The sequence below is a fragment of the Halomonas sp. AOP7-B1-5 genome (genome assembly GCF_052353045.1).
In the GTDB taxonomy this organism is placed as follows: Bacteria; Pseudomonadota; Gammaproteobacteria; order Pseudomonadales; family Halomonadaceae; genus Vreelandella; species Vreelandella colorata.
In genome coordinates, this window is record NZ_JBQTDC010000064.1 from 1 (window position 1) to 10,641 (window position 10,641).

The following is a 10,641-nucleotide window of genomic DNA, read 5'->3' on the forward strand; positions in this document are numbered from 1 at the left end:
GATGCCTGGTGACGCGGAATCAAGCTGGCGCGCTGGTCATCTTCCAGGCGCGAATCGGTATAGGTATAGGCCGCAGTGACTTTCAAGTCATCGGTGACGTAACCCACCCCTTCCAGCTCAAAGCCCTGGGAGGTGCGCTCACCTTCCTGCACCTGGAAACCAGCCGGTGAGGTTACCAGCGTGTTGCTCTCTTCCAGATCGAACACGGCGGCGGTCACGTAGCCATCCCAGCCGATGGGCGCATACTTCACACCCGCTTCCCACTGGCGGCCTTCACGCGGGTCATAAAGATTGCCTGCGCTATCGGACTGAGCAATCGGCTCGAACGATTCGGTGTAGCTAACGTAAGGGTTGATGCCGTTCTCACCCAGATACATGACCCCGCCAGACCAGGAGAGCTGATTATCGTCAGAGCGCTCGGAGGCGCCGGTAGTGACATTGGTGTTCTCGGTCTCGGCATGGTCGTAGCGCACGCCGCCCAGCACTACCCAGCGGTCATCCAGGCGCAGCTGGTTTTGCAGGTAAACGCCGGTCTGCTCTTTGTCGATATGCCGCTCGACCAAGTTTTCATCGGCAAACGGGGTGTAGTTGCCGTAGGTGGGCGTGAAGATATCGATTGGCGCGCCAAAGGCGTAGTCGTCGCCCTCCTGGCCCTTGAGGCCCAGGTTCTGGTAATCGACGCCCACCAGCAGGGTATTTTCGGTGCGTTCGGTGTACCAGTTGCCCACAAACCGGTTGTCTACCGTCCAGCTATCGGCCTTGCCGTCGCGCAGCGTCAAACCACGGGAAGCGCGCCGGTCATCCACCATGGAGAGCGCGTAGGTACTGCGCAGTTCCAGGTCGAGTTCGCTGTAGCGCAAATCCTGTTCGAACGCCCAGGTGTCGTTGACCTGATGGCGCAGCTCGTAGCCTAGCCCCCATTGGGTGCGCTTGTTGCGGTCATAATCAGGCTCGCTAACGTTGGACTGCGGGCTGACCCGGCCAAACGGCGTATCCTGAATGCTGCCGTAGGGCAGCTTGAAGCCATTGACAGGCACGCCGTCGTCCTTCTGCACGCTGGCCAGGAAGGTAACACTGGTGTCTTCACTGAAGTCCACCGCCAGGCTGGGTGCAAAGTAGTAGCGCTCGTTTTCGGTGTTATCCAGATCGCCGTCGCGCTCTTTATACATGCCCACCACGCGGTAGCGAACATCGTCTGTCTCGCCTACCGGCCCGCTGGTATCCAAGCCTATTTGGCGATGGTTGCGGTTACCCATCTGCAAGTTCACGTTGCCCTGGGGCGTATCGGTCGGGCGTTTGCTCACCGCGTTGATCAAGCCACCGGGAGGCGCCTCACCGTAAAGAATCGAAGACGGCCCTTTGAATACATCAATCCGCTCAAGGCCGTAAGGCTCAGGCAGCCACTGGTAGAAGCCTTCACGGTAAATCCGCAGGCCGTCCTGATAGGTGGATTGGTCAAACCCGCGCACCTTGAACCAGTCGGTATCGTTATCACTGCCGTAGTGCCCGGCCAGCACCCCCGCACGGTAGCGGAAGGTTTCATCCAGCTGCTGCACGTTGCGGGTTTCAAGCTCTTCACGATCAACGCTGGATACCGGACGCGGCGTTTCCACCAGCGGTGCATCAACTTTCAGCGCCGTTCCTACTACCACCACGGTATCGTTGTTGACCGTTTCCTGAGCGTTGACGCTCGTGCATATAAAAACGGCGGAAACCGGAATCAACGCGGCAATGGAACGCACCAGCGGTCGGCGTACAAACGGCAAAGAAGGCATGTTGAGCACTCAAGGTTGTTGTCAGCAAAGAGAACAGTGTTTGAAGGGTAGTGATAATGGTTGTTATTCAAATACACTATACCGCCGCCAGCCCTGCGCTATCAACGCCTGCTTAAATAAGTTAAATTAGGGTTAAGTAAACCTAGCGAGGAAGCACAATGACATTGGCCATTGTTACCACACGCGCAGGCGTGGGGTTAGACGCACCGGCGGTGCATGTAGAAGTACACCTTGCCAACGGCCTGCCCGGGCTAACCCTGGTAGGCTTGCCTGAAACCGCGGTCAAAGAAAGCCGCGAACGGGTGCGCAGCGCCCTGGTCAACGCCGGGTTTGATTTTCCCAATACCCGGCGCATTACGCTGAACCTCGCCCCTGCGGATCTTCCCAAGGAGGGCGGCCGGTTTGATTTGCCTATCGCACTCGGCATTCTTGCCGCTTCCGGGCAAATTCCGGTGGAGGCGTTGGAAGGTATGGAATGCGCAGGCGAGCTGGCGCTGGACGGCAAGCTGCGCGCCGTACACGGCATTCTGCCTTTTGCCCTGGCAACGCGCCGATCTGGAAAAGCTCTGATTATCCCTCGCGAATGCGCCGATGAAGCCGCGCTGGCGGGCGACTTACCGGTGCTGCCAGCCGATACGCTTTGGCAGGTTGTCGCCCACCTGCTCGGCCAGGAAAAAATCCCGCCCCACTGCTTGCCTGCTTCGGTTAAGACCACCACGCCGATGGCTGATCTGGCCGATGTGCGCGGCCAACAGCAGGCACGCCGCGCACTGGAAGTGGCTGCGGCCGGTGGGCATAACCTCTTGTTCGCCGGCCCGCCGGGCACCGGCAAGACCATGCTCGCAAGCCGCCTGCCAGGCATTCTGCCCCCGCTTTCTGAAGAGGATGCGTTAGCGGTCGCCGCCGTGCGCTCGGTATGTGGATTACCCCTGGATGCCGACTGGGGCAAGCGCCCGTTTCGCCAACCGCATCATAGTGCCAGTGCTGCCGCGTTAGTGGGCGGTGGCTCGAAACCCAAGCCGGGCGAGATATCGCTTGCCCACCACGGCGTGCTGTTTTTAGACGAGCTGCCGGAATTTTCCCGCAACGTGTTAGAAGTTTTAAGACAGCCACTGGAAACTGGCGAAATACATCTCGCCCGGGCAAGCCACGAGCGCCGTTACCCGGCTCAATTTCAATTGGTAGCTGCAATGAACCCGTGCCCCTGCGGGCACCTGGGCGACCCACGCCAGCGCTGCCAGTGCACCGCCAGCCAGATTCAGCGCTATCAGGCGCGGCTTTCCGGCCCCCTACTGGATCGCATCGACTTACAGGTCGAAGTGCCCGCGCTACCGCCGGAACAGCTCACCGCCCAGACTCAGGGCGAATCGTCGGATGCGGTGCGCGAGCGCGTGATGGCGGCCAGGGAGCGCCAGATGGCGCGCGGCGCACTCAATAGCCAGCTCGGCGGCAAGGCGCTGGAAGCCGCTTGCGACTTGAACGATGAGGAACGCACTTGGCTTGCCAGCGTGCTGGAAAAGCTCAAGCTCTCCGCCCGCGCCTACCACCGCGTGCTGCGCGTGGCGCTGACGCTGGCTGATTTACAGGGGGAGCCCAAACCCACTCAGGCGCACTTGATTGAGGCCATTGGCTATCGACAGCTGGATAGGCTGTTGAAGGGGGCCTGAGAGGGGCGTTTGAACTCTGGTTTGTCTGTAGCAGCACCTCGTTTGATTTTTTAGATCGCTGTTTAGCTTGCGCAGGAAGTGGTGAAACATGGCCCAGCTCCCCAACATCCATTCAAGCGAAATCAAGATCAAAGATTGCCTACTACCCATGGGACCTGGTCAGAACACTCTACCCAAGCTATGAGTATCCTTGCCTATCGTACAAATATTAAGCAAAGTATTCATTCATCCGCCATAATGCGCTTGGATAATCAGGAAGGATGCGGAATCCGCCCATACCGTTTAAATTTAAGGCTCTAGAACACGGCCTTGAGTGAAATAGTCATGAGAAATAGCACTAAGTGCGATAAAAGCCGCTTCTCTATTTCGGTTTGAAACAAGCTCTTTAAGCCGGGTTAAATACTCAATCATTTGCTTTTTAGCACTATCGGAAACCTCTGGCGAGACGGCCTGATCCTCATAATAAAAGTGATGTTTTTTAGAAAAATCATGAATCACAAGATAAACAGCTGCATAATCCGGATCATTTATAATCAGCTCGTTCATATCTTTCTTTAGCTTTACGAAGGCATCTGTGCAAGCCGGAAAATTTTCAAACTTTTCGATAGCGTCAATAAATTTCATATCAACCTCCATTTAAACTCTACTTATTAAGTTACCATAAAGAACAACTCGATTTATAAAAATACGCCTTAATCAATGAAATTAATCAATTAAAATATTTTTCCTTATATAATCAATAGCTTTTGTTCCTTTCAGCGAACGCCCCCAAATATCGCTAGTAATATCAGTATGAAGTTTGACAGCCTCTGGTGCCGACGTGATCATCGCAACCCCTAATCTAACATTAGGAAGATCCCCTAGTGTAAATGGACTTGTTGCAATAGTGTCCCTTTTTGGTTGTTTGAATATTTGAAAAGAGGAGTTTGGCATTGTGTCTTTCAGCAATCCCACTTGAACACCGATTGGCTGATCTTCGATTAAACCGATAATATGCTCCACCTCATTTTTAGCAATAACGATTCTTTTTTTAACCAACTGATTATCAAGATTATATGTTCCAACAAACCCATTCCCAACGAAGCGCTGAAGTTCAGAAGCAGACATTAGGCTTAAAAACCCAGGCTTCTTGAGCATATAGTTTCTCTTTCTCTCCCTTAGGACATTCATGATATTATCTACGACTTTTAAAGTCTCTGAGCATTTTTTTAGATCATCAGGTAGACTTTCTTTCAGAACATCGTTTAAAACTTCATCATACTGTGGCGTTGTCAATAAATAGGCAATGGGACCAAACATTGCTGAAATATGGCGTGTTTCGACTTCTATTTGCCGCATGCGTTCCATAAAGCTGACACAAGACGATAGATATTCCACACCGACGCCTAGAAGGGTCGTCATTGAAACGGATAAAACCTCGGATATTTTTTCCAAGGTCTCAAGCTTAGGAAGTGCGCCCTTTTCATAACGATATAGCGCCGCCCTTGAAACACCGATTTTATCTGCTATAATTTCAGGCGGTATATTACTACCCAGCCGAAAAGCACGCAGCCTATCTCCAATATCATTAAATTTTTCAGACATACCCAAAAGCCTTCTTATTATAAGATATAGGGGGCATGGCCTTGAACCCGATGTATCGAGCAACATACATTAAAATCTCAATGTACTTTCGCATAACGAAGGCGTGATAAGGCTTACCAAATAAATATTTAGAATCACACATTTCGGGCTCCCAACGGCCGCCTTTTATATCAGAATGAGACACTTATCATAATATATGATTTTTGCGCACTTTGTCTCAAGGAAAGATAACACGTGTGGCAATATAGTGTGCACTGGAAGCCTTGTACCATGATAAAGAGTCGGCTTTTGGCATACACGATCAATAAGATATATCCAGGCAGCTGATCAACCAATGGTTTTTTCATCACCATCGCCGGATTTACGACCAGGAAATCGACAATATCGATGCTGTGCCGATGCGATAAGCGTAGCCTGATGCTACCTGCTTGCACGTGAAGCTCATAAAGAAGCTAAACATCAAAACAGTTACCATAAAAAATAATATCAATATCTCGTAATAACCTATATTAAGCTGATGTCGTAATATCGTACCTAGCCAACCAAGCAATGCTGATCAAGGGCCATAAAACTCGATAGTATTTTCTGCCAGAGAAGAGATCTCATCTTCTAATAAAGCTGGCCGAGACGGCTACGACGGTAAACGCTATCATATTTCGCTCAAAGGATATGGCACCTCAATACAGGTCATACTCAAGGTTACACTGTAATACTAACTTCTACGCTTCGCTTACGAAATGGGGGCTACTTTACAAGCCCCCATTTTTAACGACCGCTAAAGGTATTAGCTACCGTTATCTTGAATAAGACGATTGATAATATTGCGACCGTTGCCACAGGTAAACCACGCCGGACATGATGATACCCAACACCGTTGTCCAAACGTTTGGCCAATAGCACAACACCATTGCGATTAACAATAGGATTCGCTGACTGATATTCGTTTTGGTGCGAAAGTAACCCGCACTTACGGCACCTTGTAGAAACACTCCTATCAAGGCGGACAGCCATACAACCGCAATATCGAATGGCTCTCCATTCATCAACATGGGTGAAAAGGCAAACAGCAAGGGCATAATGTAGAGCATTTTTGATAATTTCATTGCCCTTACGCCGGTCGTAAATGGATCTGCTTTTGCAATTGCAGCTCCAGCATATGCGGCAATACATACTGGAGGCGTAATATTTGAGTCCTGACTTAGCCAGTAAACAATCATGTGAGCGGCAATCAATGCAACGCCCAGCTCGTTCAAGGCTGGTACCGCCAACACTGCTATTACGATGTAAGAGGCCGTTACCGGCAATCCCATACCGATCACTAGGCTCGCGAGAGCGATCAGAATGATCGCTAGAAGCAGATTACCGCTTGAAACCGAGAGGAATATCGAGGTGAACTCTTGGGCCATTCCGGTCAAGCTAATCATTCCCAAAATAATGGAAATGACGCCCACGATAGAACCGATAACCAGCGTACTAAGCCCGCCTTGATAAAGTGCAGCATAGATATCGCCGATTCCCATCCTCGTTTCTTTTGTCCCCCATGAGCAAGGGATTGTTGCCAGCACACCCCAAAAAGCGGCAAATGCTGGTGTAAACCCATAGACAAGCAATGCAATTACCAAGAGCAGAGGCAAACTCAGAATGCCCCGTTTGCGTAGAACTGACCTGACCTTTGGCACCTCGTCATCTGACAGGCCACGAAGACCTAATCGCTTGGCCTCAAAATGAACGGCCCACCAGATACTGGCAAAATAAAGGATCGCGGGCACGATGGAGACTGCAATGAGCGTCTGATAAGGAATGCCAGTTAGCTCTACCATGATAAAGACGCCCGCGCCCATAACGGGCGGCAAAAACATACCCCCGATAGATGCCGATGCTTCAATAGCCCCCGCCGTTTCTTTGGGATATCCCGTTTTTTTCATCAAGGGAATTGTCAAAGAACCAGTAGTGACGGTATTGGCAATCGCACTACCAGAAATGGAACCCAATAGCATTGAAGCAACAATCGAGACCTTGGCAGGGCCCCCAGTGCGCTTACCCGCTAACGCCGTCGCTATATCAATGAAAAAAGCGCCGGTACCGGATGCCGAGAGAAAGGCACCAAAAAAAATAAAAACGATTACGTAGTTAACGAACACTCGAGCGATCATTCCGAAAAGCCCATCTTCCGAAATGAAATTGAATAACGCGATGCGCTCTAGCGAAAAGCCGCGATGCGAGATCACATCAGGCATACTGCGCCCAAATATCGTGAAAAGGATAAACGCTATCGCGATACCGGGCAGCATCCAACCATGCACTCGCCGCGCCATCTCGATGGAGAGAACTAAAAGAATAAGTCCGCATAACAAATCGGCCTGTGTCTCTGCTCCCAGCCGGCGTGTTATATCTGGGTAATAGAGCATGAAATATCCACACACGACCAGAGCCAGTCCCGCCAGCCCTATATCAAGAAGGCTTGGCGCGCTTTTAGATGTACCTCTTCGTGTGGGATACGTTATGAAGACCAGTGCGAAGGTGAGAGCCACAAAAACGCCTAGATGGTATTGCATGTCGGCTGCACCAAAAGCGGCGCTATAAAGGTAGAAAGCACTCATAGACGCAGCAAGCAGCTTGATAATAATGCGCCATGGCGACTGCAGCCCGTCAATATTTACTGTGCCATCATCACGTTCGCTGCGTATCTTTTCGTTTTTCCGCAACATGTATTCGACCTACTCTGAGTTAGTAGCCTACGCACTCTTTACCAAGGCATCCTGAGCGAGAAAAGGTAGTAACAAAAGCGTCGCTTTTAGCTACCACCTTTCTTTCAGTGACTTAATGATAAGAACGTACTTAAAATGTTATTGAGGAAGTTCAATGCCTTGATCACGCCAAAACTGCTCTGCGCCTGGATGCAACGGAATGAAGTTGCCGCCACTCACTCCGTTTTCGAGACTCATTTCCCGTGTGGTATTGCTCACCGCACGCATGTGTTCGAGTCCTTCTTCGCTATACAGACTCTCCAATATACGATAAGCAAGATCGTCGCTTACGTCTTCACTGGCCACGAGAATACCAATGTCGCGGATCGATTTGACGTCATAGTCAATACCGGAATAACTACCAGCCGGAATAATCGCTTCGCTGTAAAATGGGTAGGCATCGAAAAAATCGGCGTCTTTTAGTTCGTCGTACGTGCTAATTAACTTGGCATCAAGGCTCGAAGTGGTATCGACGATTGCGCCCGCAGGAACCCCCCACTGCCCATGATAGGCATCAAGTTGGCCATTGCGCAGCTGGTCGGAAGATTGCGATCCATTGATATAACTTGTACTGACACGATCCTCAAGATCGAAGTACTCCAGGATACGATCCATGGTTTGAGCCGTACCAGACCCGGCGCTACCAACAGAAATGCGGTGACCTTCCAGGTCGGCGATAGATTCGATTCCTGAATCAGCAGTGGTTACAAGTTGCGATACGGCGCTGAAAACAAATCCTAAAAACCGCACATTGTCGACTGTCCCCGTTTCAGCGAAATCCTCAAGTCCGTTCGCGGCAAGATAGGAATCGCCTGTGAACGTAATACCCATCTGCAGATCACCCGAACCAATACGCCGAATGTTTTCGGTAGAGCCCGCCGAGCCTTCAACCGTGAACCGCACATCATCAAAGGTGTCATTCATACGGGATGCAACGCCACTTGCAAGAGTGTTAAAAGTGCCCCCAGTTCCTCCTCCCCCGATAGAGATGAACTCTTTTGCCGATGCGGTAAGGCTGGTCACGCCAAGTATGACTCCTGACACAACAGCAACGCTGTAAGTCCAATGGATCTTTTTCATTTTTAATTAACCTCAAATTTTAAAATGTTTCTCAAATACAAAAGCAAAGAAAATTCCAAAAAAAAAGAAAATGTTTATTAATATAGACTTATGTAGAAAAGGAACCATAAAGACCACTCGACAACATCATTATTGATCCAATTTGGTGCAAAAAAAGTTAAATTTATAATAAATGCACTAAAAAAGTGCTCATTAGTTAATCCTCTTTTGAGGACATGGAAAGTATCGAAGTCCCCCCTATGGATAAGGCATCTCTCTGTTAACAAAGGGCTCGCTTTTAATTGCATTGATATTAAAGAGCATCAATACGAATTGACAAATTTAACAGACAATCTCATTATCTAAAAAATGATATAAGTATCTTTTAAGATAAATTCGCAGATATGGTTGGTCACGTAGTCAGTTATGGATGGTATGAGCGTGCTCAACAACAAGGAGACTATATTATGAGTTCCTCTTCCACCCGCTATTCCAGCTACGTCGACTGGACGGGGTTTTCCTCTGAAAACGCATTGGCCGAAGCAATTTTCCATGAGCTGGCTAACGAAACTTCCGACGAAGAAGGAATCACTCGAGAGTGCTACTCTAGCGGTGAAGATGCCGCATTAAAGATTTTTTCTGCCGTGGCTACTGCTCATCAGTTGGAAGTTTTATCCGATAGTGCAAGCAACATTGTCGTCCGAATGCCCGAGGATGATGGACATCGTGCGGGGCACTATATAGGCTCCCATGCCGACTCAGTACCCAAAGGCGGAAACTATGATGGAGCGGCGGGAATCGTCGCGGGGCTGCTTTGTCTCATTCGCCTTCAGCAGGTGCAACCGCCATTGGCCACCCCTGTGCGCTTATTAATGTTGCGAGGAGAAGAAAGTGCTTTTTATGGGCGCGCCAATATAGGCTCACGCGCGCTTTTCGGCATGCTCGACGAGCATGACCTGTCTGCGAAGTCGAGCGGCTCCGGTAGCACTTTGGCCACCGCAATGGAAGGCGTCGGTATCAATCTTGCGCCTATTCAATTAGGAAAATCCTTATTCGACCCGCAAATTGCCAAAAGCTATCTCGAGTTACACATCGAGCAGGGACCAGTGATGATAGAGCAGCAATGGCCAGCGGCCATCGTCTCCGGTATACGCGGCAATGTGCGCCACACTCGTATCGTGTGCCAAGGCGAAGCAGGACATTCAGGCGCTATCCCACGCACTTTGCGAAAAGATGCGGTGTTTGCCTTCGGCGATCTAGTGAACCGCTTGGATGAACACTGGCGCGCCTTTCTCGAAGAGAAAAAGGATCTTGTCGTCACCATTGGAATGGTGGGTACCGATCCGAAAGAGCATGCTATCAGCCGTATTCCGGGGATGTTGACGTTCGCTTTTGAGGCACGCAGTCAGGCAACTGATACGCTGGAAACTTTCTACCAACGTTTCCGTACGGAATGTGAGGAAGTTGCGCACCAACATGGGGTTACTTTTACCTTCGATGATAGAACCGATACCGCACCAGCCCGCATGCATGACAACGTCATCGAACGTCTCTCTCTCGCCGCCGAAGATTGTGGCATCAAACCACATAAGCTGCCTTCTGGTGCTGGACACGACGCCGCCATATTTGCCAATGCCGGTATTCCGTCAGGCATGGTCTTCGTACGTAATGCCCATGGTTCTCACAACCCACGAGAAGCCATGGATGTGGACGACCTTATCAAAGGCACTGATATTCTCTTTAAAGCGATCACTGATTGGTAAGCACTGCCTGGCTCTCCACTGGGCTGCTTCTCGGCTATATTAATAC

7 protein-coding genes are annotated in these 10,641 nt (G+C 50.2%); 2 read left to right on the forward strand and 5 right to left on the reverse strand.

From position 1 onward, the window contains the following. Positions 1-1,775: TonB-dependent siderophore receptor (locus tag ACT3XD_RS18670; protein ID WP_444280658.1), on the reverse strand; the 1,775-nt coding region annotated here is incomplete at its 3' end. Positions 1,776-1,933: 158 nt separating this feature from the next. Between ACT3XD_RS18670 and ACT3XD_RS18675 the strand changes: the two genes are divergently transcribed. Then, complete coding sequence (locus tag ACT3XD_RS18675; RefSeq protein WP_192539749.1) at positions 1,934-3,442, forward strand: YifB family Mg chelatase-like AAA ATPase; 1,509 nt, start codon at positions 1,934-1,936, stop codon at positions 3,440-3,442. A 288-nt stretch (positions 3,443-3,730) separates the two neighbouring features. Here the strand turns inward: ACT3XD_RS18675 and ACT3XD_RS18680 are convergent, their stop codons facing one another. From ACT3XD_RS18680 to ACT3XD_RS18695, 4 genes are all read right to left on the reverse strand, one after another. Next, the gene (locus ACT3XD_RS18680) at positions 3,731-4,066 is read right to left on the reverse strand and encodes a hypothetical protein (RefSeq protein ID WP_192526909.1); all 336 of its coding nucleotides are present in this window, start codon (positions 4,064-4,066) and stop codon (positions 3,731-3,733) included. 81 nt (positions 4,067-4,147) lie between these two features. Further along, entirely contained in the window at positions 4,148-5,026 is an 879-nt protein-coding gene (locus tag ACT3XD_RS18685; protein WP_192526908.1) for a helix-turn-helix domain-containing protein, read from the reverse strand. 794 nt (positions 5,027-5,820) lie between these two features. Continuing rightward, positions 5,821-7,734, reverse strand: coding sequence for a TRAP transporter permease (locus ACT3XD_RS18690; RefSeq protein WP_192539750.1), 1,914 nt, complete (start codon positions 7,732-7,734; stop codon positions 5,821-5,823). A 138-nt stretch (positions 7,735-7,872) separates the two neighbouring features. Continuing rightward, on the reverse strand, positions 7,873-8,853 hold the full coding sequence (locus ACT3XD_RS18695; RefSeq protein ID WP_192526906.1) for a TAXI family TRAP transporter solute-binding subunit: 981 nt from the start codon (positions 8,851-8,853) through the stop codon (positions 7,873-7,875). Between the two features lie 446 nt (positions 8,854-9,299). Here ACT3XD_RS18695 and ACT3XD_RS18700 point away from each other — a divergent pair, with 446 nt between their 5' ends. Further along, positions 9,300-10,595 (forward strand): hydantoinase/carbamoylase family amidase, encoded by a 1,296-nt coding sequence (locus ACT3XD_RS18700; protein ID WP_192539751.1) that lies wholly within the window; start codon positions 9,300-9,302, stop codon positions 10,593-10,595. Positions 10,596-10,641: the final 46 nt, after the last annotated feature.